This is a genomic window from Paracoccus albus (assembly GCF_027913035.1).
Lineage (GTDB): Bacteria > Pseudomonadota > Alphaproteobacteria > Rhodobacterales > Rhodobacteraceae > Paracoccus > Paracoccus albus.
This window is the reverse complement of record NZ_CP115775.1, coordinates 2050514-2069133: the sequence shown is the minus strand read 5'-3', so window position 1 is coordinate 2069133 and position 18620 is coordinate 2050514. Positions and strand designations below refer to the sequence as shown.

The 18620-nt window shown below is 60.4% G+C and carries 24 protein-coding genes and 1 other RNA gene; 5 read left to right on the top strand and 20 right to left on the bottom strand.

Translation table 11 applies throughout. The features are described from left to right. Window positions 1–9: 9 nt before the first annotated feature. Together PAF20_RS10360 and PAF20_RS10355 are read right to left on the bottom strand one after the other, a co-directional pair. Complete coding sequence (locus PAF20_RS10360) at window positions 10–759, bottom strand: hypothetical protein (RefSeq protein ID WP_271070576.1); 750 nt, start codon at window positions 757–759, stop codon at window positions 10–12. Further along, a complete protein-coding gene (locus PAF20_RS10355; protein ID WP_271070575.1) occupies window positions 756–1454 on the bottom strand; it encodes a hypothetical protein in 699 nt (232 codons plus the stop codon). Before PAF20_RS10355 ends, PAF20_RS10360 begins: the two co-directional genes overlap by 4 nt. 183 nt (window positions 1455–1637) lie before the next feature. On the opposite strand from PAF20_RS10355, the gene purD reads away from it, so the two are divergent. Then, entirely contained in the window at window positions 1638–2900 is a 1263-nt protein-coding gene (purD, locus tag PAF20_RS10350; protein WP_271070574.1) for a phosphoribosylamine--glycine ligase, read from the top strand. Window positions 2901–2946: 46 nt separating this feature from the next. Here the strand turns inward: purD and PAF20_RS10345 are convergent, their stop codons facing one another. After that, window positions 2947–3729: a division plane positioning ATPase MipZ gene (locus tag PAF20_RS10345; protein WP_271070573.1), complete on the bottom strand. Its 783-nt coding sequence runs from the start codon at window positions 3727–3729 to the stop codon at window positions 2947–2949. Window positions 3730–4145: 416 nt separating this feature from the next. On the opposite strand from PAF20_RS10345, the gene PAF20_RS10340 reads away from it, so the two are divergent. Together PAF20_RS10340 and PAF20_RS10335 are read left to right on the top strand one after the other, a co-directional pair. Further along, the gene (locus PAF20_RS10340; RefSeq protein WP_271070572.1) at window positions 4146–4886 is read left to right on the top strand and encodes an AraC family transcriptional regulator; all 741 of its coding nucleotides are present in this window, start codon (window positions 4146–4148) and stop codon (window positions 4884–4886) included. Between the two features lie 71 nt (window positions 4887–4957). Next, entirely contained in the window at window positions 4958–5338 is a 381-nt protein-coding gene (locus PAF20_RS10335) for a VOC family protein (protein WP_271070571.1), read from the top strand. Window positions 5339–5401: 63 nt separating this feature from the next. Here PAF20_RS10335 and rpmE read toward each other — a convergent pair whose 3' ends face one another. The 12 genes from rpmE to ffh form a co-directional block, all read right to left on the bottom strand. Then, complete coding sequence (gene rpmE / locus PAF20_RS10330) at window positions 5402–5623, bottom strand: 50S ribosomal protein L31 (protein ID WP_147096545.1); 222 nt, start codon at window positions 5621–5623, stop codon at window positions 5402–5404. A gap of 11 nt (window positions 5624–5634) precedes the next feature. Beyond that, window positions 5635–6027: a 50S ribosomal protein L19 gene (gene rplS / locus PAF20_RS10325; protein ID WP_271070570.1), complete on the bottom strand. Its 393-nt coding sequence runs from the start codon at window positions 6025–6027 to the stop codon at window positions 5635–5637. Next, window positions 6024–6896 (bottom strand): tRNA (guanosine(37)-N1)-methyltransferase TrmD, encoded by an 873-nt coding sequence (trmD, locus tag PAF20_RS10320; RefSeq protein WP_271070569.1) that lies wholly within the window; start codon window positions 6894–6896, stop codon window positions 6024–6026. The genes rplS and trmD overlap by 4 nt, the downstream gene beginning before the upstream one ends. Then, a complete protein-coding gene (gene rimM, locus PAF20_RS10315) occupies window positions 6893–7387 on the bottom strand; it encodes a ribosome maturation factor RimM (RefSeq protein ID WP_271070568.1) in 495 nt (164 codons plus the stop codon). Before rimM ends, trmD begins: the two co-directional genes overlap by 4 nt. A gap of 3 nt (window positions 7388–7390) precedes the next feature. Then, on the bottom strand, window positions 7391–7537 hold the full coding sequence (locus tag PAF20_RS10310; RefSeq protein ID WP_271073358.1) for a hypothetical protein: 147 nt from the start codon (window positions 7535–7537) through the stop codon (window positions 7391–7393). A gap of 50 nt (window positions 7538–7587) precedes the next feature. Further along, window positions 7588–8022 carry a 30S ribosomal protein S16 gene (gene rpsP / locus PAF20_RS10305; protein WP_271070567.1) on the bottom strand — a complete coding sequence of 145 codons (435 nt, stop codon included), beginning with the start codon at window positions 8020–8022 and terminating at the stop codon, window positions 7588–7590. Window positions 8023–8069: 47 nt separating this feature from the next. Next, the gene (locus tag PAF20_RS10300; protein WP_271073304.1) at window positions 8070–8366 is read right to left on the bottom strand and encodes a chorismate mutase; all 297 of its coding nucleotides are present in this window, start codon (window positions 8364–8366) and stop codon (window positions 8070–8072) included. Window positions 8367–8414: 48 nt separating this feature from the next. After that, window positions 8415–8948: a GNAT family N-acetyltransferase gene (locus PAF20_RS10295; protein WP_271070566.1), complete on the bottom strand. Its 534-nt coding sequence runs from the start codon at window positions 8946–8948 to the stop codon at window positions 8415–8417. Beyond that, window positions 8945–9463, bottom strand: a complete 519-nt coding sequence (locus PAF20_RS10290) for a GNAT family N-acetyltransferase (RefSeq protein ID WP_271070565.1) — start codon at window positions 9461–9463, stop codon at window positions 8945–8947. The genes PAF20_RS10295 and PAF20_RS10290 overlap by 4 nt, the downstream gene beginning before the upstream one ends. After that, window positions 9460–9984 carry a GNAT family N-acetyltransferase gene (locus PAF20_RS10285; protein WP_271070564.1) on the bottom strand — a complete coding sequence of 175 codons (525 nt, stop codon included), beginning with the start codon at window positions 9982–9984 and terminating at the stop codon, window positions 9460–9462. Before PAF20_RS10285 ends, PAF20_RS10290 begins: the two co-directional genes overlap by 4 nt. 70 nt (window positions 9985–10054) lie before the next feature. Further along, window positions 10055–10603 carry a GNAT family N-acetyltransferase gene (locus PAF20_RS10280; protein WP_271070563.1) on the bottom strand — a complete coding sequence of 183 codons (549 nt, stop codon included), beginning with the start codon at window positions 10601–10603 and terminating at the stop codon, window positions 10055–10057. A 3-nt stretch (window positions 10604–10606) separates the two neighbouring features. Then, window positions 10607–12100: a signal recognition particle protein gene (gene ffh / locus PAF20_RS10275; protein WP_271070562.1), complete on the bottom strand. Its 1494-nt coding sequence runs from the start codon at window positions 12098–12100 to the stop codon at window positions 10607–10609. Window positions 12101–12337: 237 nt separating this feature from the next. Here ffh and PAF20_RS10270 point away from each other — a divergent pair, with 237 nt between their 5' ends. Continuing rightward, window positions 12338–12940 (top strand): LysR substrate-binding domain-containing protein, encoded by a 603-nt coding sequence (locus PAF20_RS10270; protein WP_271070561.1) that lies wholly within the window; start codon window positions 12338–12340, stop codon window positions 12938–12940. A 58-nt stretch (window positions 12941–12998) separates the two neighbouring features. Here PAF20_RS10270 and recR read toward each other — a convergent pair whose 3' ends face one another. The 5 genes from recR to PAF20_RS10245 all read right to left on the bottom strand — a co-directional run bounded on the left by recR (window position 12999) and on the right by PAF20_RS10245 (window position 17888). Continuing rightward, window positions 12999–13595 (bottom strand): recombination mediator RecR, encoded by a 597-nt coding sequence (gene recR / locus PAF20_RS10265; protein ID WP_271070560.1) that lies wholly within the window; start codon window positions 13593–13595, stop codon window positions 12999–13001. A gap of 7 nt (window positions 13596–13602) precedes the next feature. Further along, window positions 13603–13947, bottom strand: coding sequence for a YbaB/EbfC family nucleoid-associated protein (locus PAF20_RS10260; RefSeq protein ID WP_271070559.1), 345 nt, complete (start codon window positions 13945–13947; stop codon window positions 13603–13605). Window positions 13948–13950: 3 nt separating this feature from the next. Beyond that, window positions 13951–15768 carry a DNA polymerase III subunit gamma/tau gene (locus PAF20_RS10255; protein ID WP_271070558.1) on the bottom strand — a complete coding sequence of 606 codons (1818 nt, stop codon included), beginning with the start codon at window positions 15766–15768 and terminating at the stop codon, window positions 13951–13953. 134 nt (window positions 15769–15902) lie between these two features. Further along, an RNA gene (gene ffs, locus PAF20_RS10250) (signal recognition particle sRNA small type) lies at window positions 15903–15999 on the bottom strand. Window positions 16000–16088: 89 nt separating this feature from the next. After that, window positions 16089–17888, bottom strand: a complete 1800-nt coding sequence (locus tag PAF20_RS10245) for a 5'-nucleotidase C-terminal domain-containing protein (protein ID WP_271070557.1) — start codon at window positions 17886–17888, stop codon at window positions 16089–16091. A 179-nt stretch (window positions 17889–18067) separates the two neighbouring features. On the opposite strand from PAF20_RS10245, the gene PAF20_RS10240 reads away from it, so the two are divergent. Further along, window positions 18068–18544, top strand: a complete 477-nt coding sequence (locus PAF20_RS10240) for a hypothetical protein (protein WP_271070556.1) — start codon at window positions 18068–18070, stop codon at window positions 18542–18544. The last annotated feature ends 76 nt before the right edge of the window (window positions 18545–18620 follow it).

Sequence of the window (18620 nt, the reverse complement as noted above, 5' to 3'; positions counted from 1 at the left end):
TTAAGGATGTCACCGCGCACTTCTATGGAGTTTTCTTGCTTGTAGCGCTTCACGACGGTAACGTCGCCGGTCCTTGAATTTGTAGGCTGGCCATTGAATATAATCATATACACTTTTCGAAATAATCCGTTCCGGATAATCGTACTTAAACATCACATAAGGCAGAATTGGTTGATCTCGCGGGCAAGCATTTGAAAATAAATCAAGCCAATGCTCGTTCATGCGGTCGGTGCTTGCGTCGCCCATTTTCTGTACCATCATGGTGTTAACGTACAGATTCTTGCCCCTCGGCATTTCTGATTTCTGAAACAGCTTTTTGGTATGTTCATACTGGCTCTGACTTATAAGGCCCTTGCCAAGCACAGTTCTCAGCTCTCTATAAGGGTCGCGCGGGGAATCGTGCCTAAACAGATATCGCCCGTCTGGGCAGAGCCCGAATTGGTTTTCAAGATTTTGCACTACTGTCTCGGGCGCGACCTTCAGATAGGCGCGGTTATCGACATAGATAGCCCACTGCGCGGTATTCGGAAGGACGAGATGCGGGCAGATCTTGGCGAGGCGCGACGCGATCCTAGGATCGTCGCTGCCTAGGCGAATGCACTCCACATCGCCCGGCAAGCCGCGGCTGCGCAAATCGGCATGGTCGGTAAAAACAATTTTTCTAGCAGTCGTTGCAGGTGACAAACAGTTAATGTTCAGCGGTTCGTGATCACCGAAATAGCATGAATAGAGCACGATACCGCTATCATCAGGGATCATGACCTAGCCTTGAAGAATATCGTTCTGATCGGAAGCCGCTTGTGATGTCCCCCATCTATCACATCTTCTACCTTACCGAATTCGCTGCATTCACGGTTCAGCAAAGATATCAAACTATCTTCAGAAATGCCGAATGCGTCCAGCAAATCGACCCTGCCAGGTTCATAATTCCAACCGTGGTCTATCAGCAGCCAACCGTTCTTGTTCAGACAGGAAGCCCAGGTCGTAAACAGTAGCTTCGGATCATATGTATGATCCCATGAGTTGGAATAGATGAAATCGAAATGACCTAGCCATTCCGGTTTTATATCGTGAAAATCCCATTGTACTGTTCTCGGAAAATCAGTCGCGGTGTCCGAAATTTCGGTCCCGAACACATCGGCGTCACCTCCAATGTGTTTACCGAACCATTCCTGCTCCTTTCCGCGCCGCGTCCCGTGACAGACGCCATATTTTATTGGGCCGGGATGTCTGTCACATAAATGCTTGGCAAGAATCTTTATATGTTTTTCACCGACCCATTGGTTTTCGATCTTCGCCTTGTTGCCGATGGTCTGTATTTCTTTATATTTCTCGTAAGAAAATTCACCGTTCGAAATATATGTTGCCAGCTTGTAGTCGTCTTCCTCAATAAAGTCGTCGGCTTGCGCCGTTCTTTGAATTGATCTTAGCTTTTTGTGCCAGCCCGTTGACATTGTTTTTTGTTGCCTTCACGATTATGGCTTCTGTGATATCGGATATCAGGCTTACGAAATCTTGTCTACGGCCGGCCGCTCACGAAATGGTTGCAATCCGGCGTCGGTGCCTCCGGCTTGTCCCGGCCGCCGTAACTTCTTAAGAGGCGGTCTGAAGGAACCAGACTTTGTAGGTACGGCCCCATGAATATCCTGATCCTCGGCGGCGGCGGGCGCGAACATGCGCTTGCGTGGGCAATCCGGCAGAACCCGAAATGCGACCGCCTGATCGTCGCGCCCGGAAATCCCGGTATTGCCGATGTGGCGGAATGTGCCGATCTGGACATTCTGTCCCGCTCTGACGTCTGCGATTTTGCTCAGGAAAATGCGATTGATCTGGTGGTGATCGGGCCAGAGGCCCCGCTTGCCGCAGGCGTAGCTGACGCTTTGCGGGCGGCCGGATTGCTGGTGTTCGGACCCTCGCAGGCGGCTGCTCAGCTGGAGGCATCCAAGGGCTTCACCAAAGAAATCTGCGATGCCTGCGCGGCCCCGACCGCCGCCTGGGCCCGGTTTTCGGATGCGAGCGCTGCGCGCGATTATGTCACCAGGCTGGGCGCGCCGATTGTCGTGAAGGCTGACGGGCTGGCTGCGGGCAAGGGTGTGGTCGTTGCCGAAACCGTCGGGCAGGCGCATGAGGCGATCGAAATGATCTTTGACGGTGCCTTCGGCGATGCGGGCGCAGAAGTCGTCATTGAGGAGTTCATGGAAGGCGAGGAGGCCAGCTTCTTCGTGCTGTCAGACGGCGTGAATTGTCTGCCCATCGGCACCGCACAGGACCACAAGCGCGTCGGCGAAGGCGATACCGGGCCGAATACCGGCGGCATGGGGGCCTATTCGCCCGCGCCGGTGCTGAGCGACGCCATTCAGGCGCAGGTCATGGACCAGATTATCCGCCCGACCGTGGCCGAAATGGCAGCGCGCGGGACCCCGTTCCAGGGCGTGCTTTATGCCGGGCTGATGATACAGAACGGGCAGGCACGGCTGGTCGAATATAATGTCCGCTTTGGCGATCCCGAATGTCAGGTGCTGATGATCCGGCTTGGCGCTCAGGCGCTTGATCTGATCCATGCCTGTGCCGAGGGGCGCTTGAACGAGGTCACAGTCAACTGGGCCGACGATCATGCGCTGACTGTGGTGATGGCGACGCAAGGCTATCCCGGCAGTTATCCGAAAGGCAGCGCAATCCGTGGGCTGGATGATTTGCCCGAGGATAGCTTTCAGATGGTTTTCCACGCAGGCACGACAGAGAAAGACGGCGGGATCATCGCCACCGGCGGCCGCGTTCTGGCGGCGACAGGAAGGGGTGACAGTCTTGCCGAGGCGCGAGAGCGGGCCTATGCGCTTGTCGAAGGCATTGACTGGCCCGAAGGCTTTCACCGCCGTGATATCGGTTGGCGGGCATTATAACAGGGCAGGTTGGGATGGTGCGCTGAAGCGCACCTTTCCCCAACAATCAGAAATCTACCTTCACACCCGGCAGGTTCAGCGTAGTGACAAGTTCGCGCAGTTCCTGCCTGGCGGCGATGTTGGACATGCTCAGCTGCTCGGTTCCGATATCCTTCAGATCCAGCAGCGTCAGCCCACGCGGAAACAGCTCTCGGAAAATGACGCGTTCGGCAAAGCCGGGGGCGACGCGGAACCCGATACGCTTCGATAACTGGGTCAGCGCCGTGCCGACCTTGCGCTTGTTGTGCATCTGCTGAGAGCCAAGGCGGTTGCGTAGTACGACCCAGTCAATCGGCCCCGCACCCGCCGCCTGCCGGCCCTGTCGCGCAGACCAGACCATTTCGGCATAGATCGAAGGCCCCAGCACCTTGCCGTCAGGCGACATCCGCGCCAGCAGGTCAAAATCGATGAAACTGTCATTCATCGGTGTGATCAGCGTATCGGCCAGCATATGCGCCATCTGCGCCAGCCGCGTATGCGAACCGGGACAGTCGATCAGGATAAAATCGTGATCCGGCTCCAGCCCGGCCATCGCTTCTGAAAGCGGGTCGGTGTCATTGGGCGATTTCGCATCAATCGTGCCAAGTGTCGGCGTCGGAAGATTCAGCCCTTTATCACCCGAGAAATGGATACGATTTTCCAGATAGCGGCCAAAACTGCGCTGCCGGATATCCAGATCGAGCGCCGCGACCCGGTGCCCCATCCGTGCAAGCGCCGTCGCCAAATGCATTGAGGTCGTGGATTTCCCCGACCCGCCCTTTTCGTTGCCGACGACGATGATATGCGCCATGAATCGCTTCTGTTCTTGCCTCAGGGTCGCGGGAACATAGGCGCTGAACCGGTGGTTGGAAAGGCGTTCTGGCGCACCTCAGCGCTTTCCGGAACATATCCTGTTGGATCTCCGGAAGGAGGGGGTGCTTGGCTCTGTCCGTGGCCGTTCGGACGGGTGCCGGCTGACGAGTTCTGCGACGGACGCGTAACGAGCGACGCGGCAGGAAGGCACGTTACCGGCCAACCCGCAGCCGGCCGAGCGCCATTCGGTTGGTGGGAACGGACCTTCAAATGCTGAGGTGATCGATCAATCGCGCCGCCGGGTACATGTTCCGGCGCAACCCTGCCATTCGAGCATTGCTTGCCCTGCCTCTTTCATGATGCTTCGTCCAGTGGCAGTCTTAGCGATGCGGTTTGAAGGCGGACCTTAGGAAAATGTACGACCCAAAGGGAAATGGCCGGGACAAAGCAGCCGAGACGGTCCGTTTCGCAGAGGCCGCACCACCACCGCACCTGCGCCATATCGTGCACCGGTTTCTGGAAATCCGCACAAGCACGCCCTTGCGGGAAGACTATCGCTTTCACGCGCTGCCCGACGCCTGCACATATGCGGTCTTCGACCAGATCAACCCGAAAATCGCCGGTATAACTTGCCTGAATGCGACTTCAGAGGAGTTCAACCTTGGCCGCGAGTTCCATTTTGTGAATATCCGCTTCTACCCTGGTGTCTGGCACCGTTCGGTCGAGCCGACCTCATACGGGCAGGTTAAGACAGCGTATCAAGGCCAGCTGTCGCTGACCCAAACGAACAAGCGACTGCGAACGGGCGATTTTAAGGCAAAACAGGATATGCTTGTCGGCTTTGTCGAAGCCCTGACGCGATCCGGGCACGTTGTGGAAAACCGGATCGCCGAAAGGATCCTGCATCATATCGACGAGATTCACTCTGTCGCGGATATGGCCGACCTTTGCGCCCTGTCATCGCGGCAGCTTCAGCGGGTCCTCAAGCAGACGACAGGCTTTAGGCCCCATGACTTCCTGAAGATCCTGCGGCTTCAGCTTTCCCTGCGGGACGAGCCATCGCTTTCCTACGCTGATCAATCGCATTTCATCCACTCTTTCCGCAATGCGACTGGATATACCCCCGGTCGTTATGCGCGGAAGTTCGATGTCTGAAATCTACAATACGCGGACGGAACCTCCTGCTAGCTGATTCTTGCACAGAAAATTTTTTGCAGGAGGCTATGATGCAGGGAATGAATGCCGTCGGTTGGTTCGATATTTTCGTGGATGATCTGGATCGCGCGGCGAGGTTTTACCAGACGGTCCTGGATTGCAAGCTAGAGCCACTTCCCGATCCGGGAGGGGAAAGTCAGATGCTCAGCTTTCCGGCGGATATGAGCGTCTATGGCGCGGGTGGGGCATTGTCCAAATCCAGCCGCGCTTCACCGGGTGTTGGTGGCACGATCGTCTATTTCTCGGCCGATGACTGCGCGGTCGAGGAAGGCCGCGTCCAGGCAGCGGGCGGGAAGGTTCTAAGACCGAAATTCTCTATCGGGGAATTTGGCTTCGTCTCGCTGTGTATGGACACCGAAGGGAACATGTTCGGCATCAGCTCTATGAAGTGAGCCGAGACCACAAAAAACGCCGCCCCGAAAGGCGGCGTTTTCCGTTCTTCGCGGTAGGGACGATCAGAAGCCCAGACCGGCATATTTGTTCTTGAACTTCGACACACGGCCGCCGGCGTCCATCAGGCGGGCGTTGCCGCCGGTCCATGCGGGGTGCGAGGTCGGGTCGATGTCCAGCGACATGGTGTCGCCTTCCGCACCCCAGGTCGAACGGACCTGATAGGTGGTGCCGTCGGTCATCTTGACTTCGATCATGTGGTAATCGGGATGGATGTCTTTTTTCATGACGATGATCCTCAGGCCTTGGCGTCGGCCTTGTCGGCCTTCGGCTTGTAGTTGGTGACTTCGGCGATACGGGCCGACTTACCGCGACGATCGCGCAGATAGTACAGCTTGGCGCGGCGGACGCGGCCACGGCGGACCACGGTGATGGAATCGATATTGGTCGAGAACAGCGGGAACACACGCTCCACGCCCTCACCGAAGGAAATCTTGCGAACCGTGAAGGATGCGCCGATGCCATTGCCGCCTTTGCGGGCGATGCAGACGCCTTCATAGTTCTGCACACGGGTGCGCGTGCCTTCGGTCACTTTATAGCCGACGCGAACGGTGTCGCCGGCCTTGAAATCCGGAATATCCTTGCCGAGTTCGGCAATCTGCTCTGCTTCGAGCTCTGCGATCAGGTTCATCGCTGTTCATCCTTGTCATGCGCAGGGTAGCCCCCTGCTTGGTTTGATGCGCCCGAGAGCTGTCGGTCCTTTGTCGGGTCCATGTCAGCGCCGGTTTCCCGGTCCTGAAATGCCCGCCACAGGTCGGGGCGGCGTTGCTTTGTCAGCCTTTCGGCCTGTTCGCGCCTCCAAGCAGCAATGGCCGCGTGATTGCCGGACATGATGACATCCGGTATCCTGCGGCCTTCCCACTCGGCGGGGCGAGTATATTGCGGGTGCTCAAGCAAGCCTTCGGAAAAGGATTCCTCGGCCAGCGACGCCTGATTCCCAACGACGCGCGGTATAAGCCGAACCGTCGCGTCAATCAAGACCTGAGCGGCAAGCTCTCCTCCGGTCAGGACATAGTCGCCAATGCTGACCTCTTCGATCGCGTGGGCATCCAGCACACGCTGATCGACACCTTCGAAACGCCCGCAGATCAGCGTGGCGCCGGGCCCTTCCGCAAGCGCCCTTGCGCGGGCCTGTGTCAGCGGTTTGCCGCGCGGCGACAGGTAGATCACGGGCAAGCGCCCCCCGGCTTGATGCAGCGCCGCATCCATCACATCCGGACGGATGACCATGCCCGCGCCGCCGCCTGCGGGTGTATCATCGACATTGCGATGCTTGCCGATGCCATATTCGCGCAGGGGTATGGTGCGCAGGTTCCACAGCCCGTCTTTCAGCGCCTTGCCGGTCAGCGACAGGCCCAGAATGCCGGGAAAAGCCTCTGGGAACAGTGTGATCACATTTGCCGTCCACGCGCCCGCAGCCTGATGCGCCGACATCAATTCGCGCGGTCGCGCAGATGCCTGAATCGACAGCCGGCCATGCGATTTCGGAGGCGTGTTCATTCGTCAGAGCCGGGTGGATCGGCAACGATGCGGCCAGCGGTCAGGTCAACCGTCGGCACGATCTGCCGGGTGAATGGCAGCAGCAGCGGCGGCGTGCTGGCAATCTCAAGTATATCGCCCGCGCCGTGATCGAAGATCGCCCTGACCCGGCCAAGCACCTTGCCGCCGGTATCGACGACCTCAAGCCCGATCAGATCGGCGTGGTAGAATTCATCATCGGGCAGATTGGGCAGGGCAGTGCGCGGTGCCCACAGCGTCGTGCCCTTCAGGGCCTCGGCCTCTTCACGGGTCGCTATACCTGACAGCCGTGCACCCAGCCCCCCGGTGACGGGACGTGTCAGCGTGACGGTGAAGCTACGCTCGCCGTTCTCGGTCCAGAGGGGGCCGTAACCGGCGATGTCCGCGGCTTCCGTGGTAAAGCTTTTCAGCCGCACCTCGCCATGAACGCCAAAGGCCCCGGCAATCGCGCCAACGCAAATTTTGTCAGACATGGTTCACTGCTCTCCGCATATTCCTGCCCGCAACCAGACCCCCCCAGAGTTCTTGCAAAGCGTCATCTGATGGCTGCGTTCAAAGAACATGCCCGCCGCGAAGGCGAGCATCAACAGGATTGCAAGCCGCATCAGCCGTAAGATGAACATGACGGTCCTGAAATTTCAGCGGCCCGCCGAAGGGGCGGGCCGTGATGCGATTATTCCGAAGCGGCTTCCTCGGCAGGTGCTTCTTCTGCCGGGGCGTTCTTGGCTTCTTCCGCTGCGCGCTTGGCTTCCTCTTCGGCTTCCTTGGCGGCGGCGGCTTTGTCTTCGCGCTCTTTGATGCGGTCCTGAGCTTTCTTGCCCGGCTGCGCTTTCTTCATGTTCTTGCGCTCTGCCTTTTCCTTGACACCGGCAGCTTCCAGGAAGCGGGCGATGCGGTCGGTCGGCTGTGCGCCCTGGTCCAGCCAGTGCTGAACGCGTTCCATATCCATCTGAACGCGCTGCTCGCTGTCTTTGGGCAGAAGCGGGTTATAGGTGCCCAGCTTTTCGATGAAGCGGCCGTCGCGCGGCATGCGCGAATCGGTTGCGACAATCGCGTAATGGGGGCGCTTCTTGGAACCACCACGGGCGAGACGGATTTTCATGGCCATTGCGTTTCTCCTTTAAAATGGCGTGTTTATGCCGCGTATCTAACGCGTCATGATTGGAATTTTTCGTGATGACGGATGACTTCCGCGATCACGAAATTCAGGAATTTGCGCGCGAATTCCGGATCGAGATCAGCCTCGCGCGCGAGGTGTTCCAGGCGTTCGATCTGGTCGGCTTCGCGCGCAGGATCGGACGGAGGAAGATCGTGTTCGGCCTTGAGGCGGCCGACGCTTTGGGTGTGCTTGAACCTCTCGGCCAGCGTATAGACAAGGATCGCGTCCAGCCGATCGATGCTGTCACGATGTTCCTTCAGAAGGTCGGCGGCGCGGGCGACGGGATCAGTCATTTCTGCCCCCAAACGGCGCATTTAATGCGTCTATAATCCGTATATACATCACGCGACCCCCTTCGGATGGCGATAGACCAGACAAGGCTCGTCCGGTTTCGGTTGCGCGGCGTCTGGATCGACGATGGCGCCCAAGCGTTCCGCCAGCCTGATCGAGCGCGCATTATCGGCGTCGATGTAGCTGACGATATCTGTCCAGCCGAGATCGCGGCGGGCGAAATCGCGCGCGGCGGCCGCGGCCTCGAACGCATAGCCCCGCCCTTCGGCCTGCGGGGTCCAGACGGTCCAGCCGATTTCGGTTTCCGGCCAGTCGGCAGGATGCCACGGGCCGGTCATGCCAAGCGGCGTGTCGTCGCCCTGCAGCGTGAAGGCGAAGCTGCCATAGCTGCGCATGACCCAGTGGCCGATGACATGACCAAAGCTGCGCCACGCATGGCCAAGGGTGATATCGGCACCGCCCCCGCAATATTGCGCGCGCGAAGTCATGTAGAAGTCACGCCATACCGGCCAGTCGGCGGCTTGTGGCGCGCGCAGGATAAGGCGTTCGGTTTCCAGAACCGGAGTTGTGGACAAGGCGATCATGCGGCCTCCTTGGGGTGACGCCAGATCCGGCCCTTGCGCCCGGCGGGCGAGGTCCAATCGGATTCGACCGTCGCGCCCAGACGGGTGGCGACGGCTTCCGAGCGGATATTGCCAAGCGCGATGATCGAGATCAGATGCGGCAGACCCCATTGCGCAGCGGCGTGGCGGCGCATGGCGGTTGCGGCCTCGGTAGCGTAGCCCTTGCCTTCGGCACCGTCATAAAGTGTCCAACCGAGTTCGGGTTCGGGCCAGCCCTTCGGAAACCAGATGCCGCAGCGACCGATCTGTGCCCCGCTTGTTTTGTCGATGGCGGTGCACATGCCGAAGCCGTGCAATTGCCAGTGGCCAAGCTCGATGGCGAAGCCGCGCCATGCCGTCAATTCGTCCAGCGGGCCGCCATTCCCCGCCGAGCGCTCGGTGGCGTAATAGGCGATAAAGGCCTTCAGATCCTGCGGTTGCGAACGGCGCAGGATGAGGCGGTCGGTCTCCGCGATCTGCATTTGGGTCGGGCTCATGCGCTCACCTTTGAGGCGGTGGGCATGGCGTAGATGTCGCGGTCGATCCCGTCGGGGAAGGTTTCGCGGCGTTGCCTCAACCCGCCAAGGGATTCGGTCAGACGGCGGGCAGGGATGTTTTCGTCGCGGAAATGGGTTTCGACCCGGTCCCACCCCAATTCGGTGCCCGCCCATGCGAGCACAGCGCGCGAGGCTTCCTGCGCGATGCCCTGACCGCGTGCGGCGGGCAGAAGCCACCATGTGAGCTCGTGGCCCGGCCAGCCCTCGGGATGGACGATGCCGCAGCCGCCGAGAGCCGCGTCATCCTGTTCGATGACGAATTTGCCGAAACCTTTCAGCGCCCAATGCCCGATATCGCGGCAAAGGATGCCATATGACTGATAGGGCAGAAGCGGGCCGCCGTAGAAATGCGAGGCCTCTGAATCTGCGAAGAAGGCTGAATAGGCTGCGTGATCGCGGGCCTCGGGGGTGCGAAGGGTCAGGCGGTCGGTCGTGATGGGGGGGTGGGGCAGGGCCATCATGCGCGGACTCCCGGCGTCGGGTTCATGCCGCGCGCTTGCCATTTGGGTATTTGGATGAAGAAGAAGGCGGTCATGCTGGCACCGTCTGATGGCGGAAGCGTAGCATGGGGCCGTAAGGGGTTTCCCATTCGCCGTCGCGTGTTGCGCCTATGCGTGTTGCCAGGGCGATTGAGCGGGTATTTGTGGCCTCGATCGAGGACATGGGGGCCGTTATCCCGAAACGCCGTGACGCACCGTCGCGGGCGGCGATGGCGGCTTCCTGTGCGATGCCGCGGCCCTCATGTTCGTTGCCGTAGAGCATCCAGCCGAGTTCGGGTTCGGGCCAGAAATCGGGGTGATAGATGCCTGCGCGACCGATATTTGCGCCGGTTTCACGCTCGGTGATTTCCCAGAAGCCGTAGCCGCGCAGCAGCCATTGGCCGGCGGCGGAGGCAAAATCGCTCCACGCTTCCTTGCGGTCGAACGGGCCGCCGAGGCTTTCGGCGCGGGGGCTGGTGTAGAACGTTGCGAAGACTTCGAAATCCGACAGTTGCGGGACATGCAGAAGCAGGCGCTCGGTCTCAAGAACCGGCGCATCGGGCAGGGGCAGGCCCTGCGCTTTATGCTGTGCTGCCGCCATCGACTATTTCTTCCCGAACAGCCCCGAAAGCCCGCCCGGCAGGCCTGCGCCGCCAAGCTGGCCGCCAAGGCCCTTGGGGTCCTGCAGCATCTTGCTGGCTTCAGCCATTTTCGTCGGGTCCACATCGGCCATGTCCGGCAGCCCGCCGCCTTTGCCGGTCATGGCGCGCATGGCCTGTTTCAGCATCCCGCCCTTCATCTTGCCCAGCTTCTTCATCGTATCGGCCATCTGCTTCTGCATTTTCAGCAGGCGGTTGAGTTCCGACACTTCCAGCCCGGCACCGGCGGCGATGCGCTTCTTGCGCGAGGCCTGAAGGATGGCCGGATTGGCGCGTTCCTTTTTCGTCATGGAGTTGATCAGCGCGATCTGGCGGCGGATCATGGTGTCGTCCATGCCGGCATCCTCGGCCTGTTTGGCCATTTTCTGCATGCCCGGCATCATCTGCATGATTGATCCCATGCCGCCCATCTTCTGCATCTGCTCAAGTTGAGCGCGAAGGTCGTTCATGTTGAACATGCCCTTCTGGAAGCGCTTCATCATGCGTTCGGCCTGTTCGACCTCAAGCACTTCCTGCGCCTTCTCGACGAGCGCCACGATGTCGCCCATGCCGAGGATGCGGCCCGCGACGCGCTGCGCGTCAAAGGATTCGAGGGCGTCCATCTTTTCGCCCAGACCGACGAAGCGGATCGGCTTGCCGGTGACGGCGCGCATGGACAGCGCCGCACCGCCGCGCCCGTCGCCATCCATCCGGGTCAGCACGACGCCGGAGATTCCGACCTTGCCGTCGAACTCGGTCGCGACATTGACGGCGTCCTGACCTGTCAGGCCATCAACGACCAGCAGGGTTTCGCGGGGGGAAGCGACGTCGCGGACCGCCTGCACCTCATCCATCAGCACTTCGTCGATGTGAAGGCGACCGGCGGTGTCGAGCATATAGACATCATAGCCGCCAAGCGTGGCCTGCTGCTTCGCGCGTTTGGCGATCTGGACGGCGCTCTCGCCCTTGACGATGGGCAGCGTGTCCACGCCGATCTGGGTGCCGAGAATGGCAAGCTGTTCCATCGCCGCCGGACGGTTCGTGTCCAGCGAGGCCATCAGCACCTTCTTCTTCTCTCGGTCCTTCAGACGCTTGGCCAGCTTGGCGGTGGTGGTGGTTTTACCCGAGCCCTGAAGCCCGACCATCAGGATCGGGGCGGGCGGGTTGTCGATGCGCAGCGCGTCGGGCTCGCCCTCGCCCTGAAGGGTCTTGATCAGCTCGTCATGGACGATCTTCACGACCTGCTGGCCCGGTGTGACGGATTTCGTGACCGCAGCGCCCGTGGCCTTGCCGGTCACAGCCTTGACGAAACTGCGCGCGACGGGAAGCGAAACGTCGGCTTCCAGAAGAGCGGTACGGACCTCGCGCATGGCGGCGGTGACGTCATCCTCGGTCAGGGCGCCCTGCTTGGTCAGCCGGTCGAAGACGCCGCCAAGACGGTCGGAAAGATTCTCGAACATGCGGGCCTCCTGAGGGTCCGTTGCAGGTCGCGCGAGCGCTTGCCAAAGCACGAACGCCCCCGTGGGCGCGACGCGCTGACGGAGGGCGATCCCCGCGCGTGAGTCGGGGACCGGAAGGGTGACCTTCCGGGAATTGGTTGCGCAGATACGTCGCGGGCGCCGCGAAGTCAAGGCCGGGCGGCATTAACCCGCGCTTCAACGGCGGGTGATAGCGTGGGCGCGAATCGGAAGGACCGCATGAAAGAGCCGTATATCATTAGCGCCGCCCCGCTGCTGAGTGAGCTGGTGGCGCCCGCCCTGATGCAGATCGGCAGGCGTGAACAGGAGGCGCCGATCATCTATCGCAGCGAGATGGACGGTCTGGACCTGTCGGGTGGGCGGACCATCGCGATCCGGACCGGTCCCGAACCCGATGGCGACAGGCTGGCGGTCCGCTGGCTGGGACGGCTGGGCATCGCGCTTGTCGCGACACGGGAATATATCGCGCGAAAGGGGCGGCCGGCGACTCATGCGGACCTTGCGCGCTTCGAATTCGCCTGCATCGATGTGCTGGAAAACGACACGCCGTGGGCCATCTGGTTGTTCAGCCATGTCGAAGCTCCGCGGCGGATATTCCGTACAAACGAGGAAAGCGTGGTCCGCCATGCCATCCGGTCGGGAAATTGCGCGGGCTTCCTGCCAATTTCCAGCCTGATCTGGTCGCCCGATCTGTGCGAATTGATGCCGGCGCAGGACGCGTGGATTGCCCCGCTCTGGCTGTATCATGATCGCGGGGCGGATGAGGGTTGCCGCAGGATCGGGCGAGAAATGGCTGATATCATCTCGCGGCAATTGTCATGAGGCGGGTGCGCCGCGATTTTTTTTGCGGTCAGTGCTAACGCATCGCAGCGGGGAAGCCTCAGAACTGACGGCGGGCGCGAAGGGCCGCGATGATGGTGCCGTCATCGAGGTAATCGAGCTCTCCACCGATGGGGACACCCTGCGCCAGCCCGGTGACTGTCAGGCCGTCGGGCAGGGCGTCGGCGATGTAATGCGCGGTGGTCTGGCCTTCCACGGTGGCGTTGAGGGCAAGGATTACCTCTGTCACCTGTTCTTCGGCGATCCGGCTGAGCAGGCGGGGGATGCCGAGATCCTCTGGCCCGATATCGTCAAGTGCCGACAGCGTGCCGCCCAGCACATGATAGCGGCCACGAAAGGCGCGGCCGCGTTCCAGTGCCCAAAGGTCCGCCACATCCTGCACCACGCAGATTTCCCCCGTCTGGCGCGCGGGGTCGGCGCAGATCGTGCAAAGATCGTGATCCGAGATGTTGCCGCAGCGTTGGCACGGGCGGGCGTTCTTCGCCACCCGTGCCATCAGTTCGGCAAGCTGGATCATCTGGCCCGGCTTGCGCCCGATCAGCGACAGCACGATCCGGCGGGCAGAGCGTGGGCCAAGGCCCGGCAGCCTTGCAAGCGCACCGATCAGCGCCTGTATGTCGTCGCTGCCTTCGGCCATTCGGGGATCAGAAGGGCAGCTTCATGTCCGGCGGCAGGCCGAGTTCCTGGCTGATCCGCGACATTTCGGATTGCGCACGTTCCTGCGCGCGGCGCTGCGCGTCCTTGATAGCGGCAAGGATCAGGTCCTCGACCACTTCCTTTTCCGAGGCGACGAAGATCGACGGGTCGATATCCAATCCGGTCAACTCACCCTTGGCGGTGGCCGTTGCCTTGACCAGACCGGCGCCGGATTCGCCCGTCACGGTGATACTGGACAGGTTGTCCTGCATTTCGGCCATCTTGGCCTGCATGTCTTTGGCGGCGGACATCATTTTGGCCATATCGCCAAATCCGCCAAGTCCCTTGAACATCGTCTACTCCTCGTCCTCGAAGGGGTCCCATTCTTCGGCTTCGGCCACCGGGCCTGCGCCGTCATCATGTGTTGCGCTGCCTTGCCCTTGCGGCTGATCGGCGGCGGGTTCGGGTTTCTCTACGCGCTTTGCGGCAATGATCTTCGCGCCGGGGAAGGCGGCAAGTGCCGCCTGCACGACGGGGTTTTCAGCGGCGCGGGTCATGGCCCTGGCCTCCTCTTCAGCGCGAATCTCAGCGATGGTGGGGCCGCCGCCTTCATTGACGATGGTGACTGCCCACCGCTCGCCCCCGCACCAGCCTCGCAGCCGGTCTGCAAGGCGGGCGGCCAGATCGCGCGGCGCATCATTGGTCGGCACGAATTCAATTCGTCCGGGGCTGTATTTCGCCAGCCGGACATGGTTTTCGACCAGCACCAGCAGCGGCAGGTCGCGCATCCGGCGGATGAGATCCAGCACGGAATCAAAATCCGGATAGGCCGCAACAATCGATTCGGGAACGGCAGCAAGCGCCGTTGCCGGCCCGCCCTGCGCCACCGGCCCGCCCTGCGCGGATGCGCTGCGACTGCTGGGCGCAGCCTGCGCCGGTCCGCGCGCCGATGCCTGCGCACCACCATTGCCGCCATTAGCAGGGGCAGGGCGCGAGAATTCACCAGCGGCCTGAGACGACTGCACCTTGCGGATCAGCGCCTCTGGGTCGGGCAGGTCGGCGGCATGGGTCAGCCGGATTACGGCCATTTCAGCGGCCATCATGGCATTGGGCGCGGCGGAAACCTCTTCCAGCGATTTCAGCAGCATTTGCCACATCCGGGTCAGCACCCGCATCGGCAGGCGCTCGGCCAGTGCAGCGCCGCGCGTACGCTCATCCGGAGAAATCGTCGGATCATCAGAAGCTTCCGGCGTGATCTTCACAATAGAGATCCAATGCGTGATCTCGGCCAGATCGCGCAGAACGGCGATGGGATCTGCGCCATCGGCATATTGCGCCTGCAACTCTGCCAGAGCCTGTGCCGCATCGCCGCGCAGGATCATTTCGAACAGGTCGATGACACGGCCCCGATCGGCAAGGCCCAGCATCGCGCGGACCTGATCGGCCGTGGTTTCGCCCGCACCGTGGCTGATCGCCTGATCCAGAAGCGAGGTCGCATCGCGGGCAGATCCTTCGGCGGCACGGGTGATCAGCGCCAGAGCGTCGTCGGTGATCCCGGCATTCTCGGCAGTGGCGATGCGGCGCAGCAGGTCGATCATCACCTCAGGCTCGATCCGGCGCAGGTCGAATCGCTGGCAGCGCGACAGGACCGTGACCGGAACCTTGCGGATCTCGGTGGTGGCGAAGATGAATTTCACATGCGGCGGCGGTTCTTCCAGCGTCTTGAGCAGCGCGTTGAAGGCGCTTGTCGACAGCATGTGAACTTCGTCGATGATATAGATCTTGTAGCGCGCCGAGGCCGCACGATAGTGAACGGATTCAATGATTTCCCGGATATCGTTCACGCCCGTCCGGCTGGCGGCGTCCATTTCCAGCACATCGACATGGCGGCCTTCGGAAATCGCCACGCAATGTTCGCATTGCCCGCAAGGTTCCGTGGTCGGCCCACCCTCACCATCGGGGCCAACACAGTTCAGGCCCTTGGCGATGATACGGGCGGTGGTTGTCTTCCCGGTGCCGCGAATCCCCGTCATGATAAAGGCCTGTGCGATGCGCGAGGCCGCGAACGCGTTTTTCAGCGTGCGCACCATCGCATCCTGGCCGACAAGGTCGGAAAAGGTTTCGGGCCGGTATTTCCGGGCCAGCACCTGATAATTCTGTTCACTCTCGGTCATTTCGCCTCGTCTGGGTCGCGCCACATTAGCCGGGGCGGTGCAGGGCGACAACCGGCGAGGTGGGGGTGCGGGAACGACAAGACAAGATCAGCATCCGGGCGCGTGGCCAGAGCCTTGCACTAAGCTGTCAGAAGGGTGAGAGACTGAACGACGACCCGAACGGAATTCGTTGCGGCTGCTTCCTTCCGGACCTGACCGGGTTGGCGAGGCGTTCGCCCGTGTCAGCCTCTCATCACCATAACTATGCGGGACGGCACAGCGATGCAAGGCCGGTGCCGCAAATTCGTCATAACCGGCGGAATAAAGCTTATTTGAGTGGGTTAAAGCGAAATTGTAAGCCGGTTGAACCCATTTTCACGGGCTTCACTGTGTTTGACGGTGAAAGGACAGGCTTGCAGGTCAGCATCGGGTGACGTGTCAAACCACGCCTCTGTTCCCGGCGGCGCGGTGAGGCGAAAGAACGGGCCATGTTGCGAGGCGTGTTGCGGGGTTTCGGTGATGTATCTGGCAATGATATCGCGGACCCGGCTGCGCGCTGCATCTGGCAGTATGCAGCGCCTGTTGGCTGTGAGGTCGCGATAAAGTGGTGTGCCCGACAGACGATAACTGTTGGTCACCAGCAGATAGCAATCCGACACGCCGACCCGCTTGCCATTGTGCCGCACCCGCCTGACGCGGCCTTCCGGGTTAATTCGCTTACCCCTCGCATCGAAGGCTGGTGGCAAGGACAGGTCGATTTCGTATTCAAGGCCCGCAATCATGTCGAAATTGAAACCGGGGATATTCTCGTCCAGCAGCGGACGGGATTCCTCCGGCCCCGCAGGATGTGGCAAATGCGCGAAAATCGAGGCGGCGCGTTCCAGCCAATCGAGAATCGCAGCACCGGACATTTCAAGCACGGAAATATGGTTCGTGAAGGGATAGAGCGTCGAAATATCGCCCCTTCGGATCAGACCGGCAGGTATGTTCACGAAATGCTCGGGCCCGCCGCGGCCACCGGTCCTGAACGGTGCCAATGCGACCAGTACCGGATGCGACGAACGCGGCATGTGCTGCGCGACATGCTGGCGAAGCGCTTTTTCGAACAGCCGCAGCCCGGCATCAGAGCCGAGCAGCGAAAAATGGCTGGTCAGATTTTCACCGATCGAGCCGATCGGAATCTGAAGACGCTTTTCCGTCTGGCTTGGCAGAATCGCGTCGATCAGATCCTGATCCGCTTCGTCCTGCGCTGCCTCTACCACCTCTGCCTCAGAACGTGCGATATGGCGGCCCATGGGCGGGCCGTCGATCCACAGCGATATTGCGGCAAGATGGGTGCCTCCGAAACCGGCCTTGACGATAGGTGCGCGGATGTCGGTCGCCTGCCGGACCACGACCTCATGCGTATGTCCGGCAATGACGGCATCGACCCCATCAATCTCTGCGATAAGGCCGGCGGCATTTTCAGCAGCCTTCGGAAGGCCGTCGCCGATGCCCCCGTGGCTGAGTGCTACGATCACCTCTGCCCCGCGACCGCGCAGGGCAGAGACGGCGCGGCGGCTTGCGGCAATGATATCCTCGGTCAGCAATTCTTGAGACAGTCCGGGCTGCCATTGTGCAGTCTGCGGTGGCAAAATGCCGAATACGCCGACATTGATTTCAGCTTCCGACCCGTCGGCCTTGGTCATTTTCCGGCGGATAATCGTTGATTCGGACCAGAACGCAGGACCCTCGGTCAAACCGGCATTCGCCAGCACGAGTGAAAAACGAGCATCCCGCATAGCCCTGCGCAGATAGTCGACGCCATGGGCGAAATCGTGGTTGCCAAGCGTCGCGGCGTCATAGCCAAGACGGTTCAGTGCACTTACCGCCGGATGGACCTCGAGCGGACCGAGACCGGAGCGTGCCAGCTCATCCCCGAGGGAAGAGCCGTCGATAAGGTCGCCATTGTCGAAGAGAAGCACATTATCGAAGCAGCGGCGCTGTTCTTCGATGACCGGCGCAAGCCTTGCTAGGCCGCCGCGTCGTGCTCCGATCCCAATGTTCATGTGCAGATCTGTCGTAGCCAGTATTCGCAATTGAATTGCGGAACCGCTGAGCGCTCGGCAAGCGTTGTCTTTTTTTTCGTTTCCGTCGTTCATTAGTGATACTGGCATCTCAGAAGCAGGTTATCACGGCGTTGTGAAATAAGTTGTAAATACATAGAAGCAAATGTAGATTTTTCGCAACCTATAGTTGTGTGCAATTAATTTTCTGATTAAGGGAACCTTGTAGACGGGCGCGTGGTTCATTACCGATTTGTACCAAGAAAATCGCCCTGATGGCCGTAAAAGATCGAGTTCAAATGAAGTTCTCTACCCGTATAGACAAGGACACCCCTGCTTTTCAACTATTTGATTCTGTTACTGATTTCGACAGGGTGGAGCGGATCCTCATCCGTCGCGGGGTCTCGGTAAAGCGTGTCGATGATATGACGGACGGACGGCGTGGGTGGAAACTGGCATTCGATTGGCGTGGCCAAAGACGGGAATTGACGCTGATTGTGGTGCAATTCGACCGGCCAGAGAAATTTGCGCTGGTTGGTGAATCGGTTCCCTTCGATATTAGAATTGATTTCTCGGTCATCGCGCTGGCGAAGAATCGTTCGCGATTGATATTCGAAATGGATATAAGACCGCGCAATATGCGGGCGCGCCTGATTTTGCAAACAGCAAAGCTGGGCAAGGCGCAGATTGACCGTAAGATTGCGGCCCGGGTTTCTGACTTCGTAGACGACGCGACGGGGCAGGCTGGCTGATAGCGGTCCTGGCTCCTGATGATCCTGCTATTTTCTGGATTCGCAAACACCAAAACCGCTCGTCCGAACGAGCGTT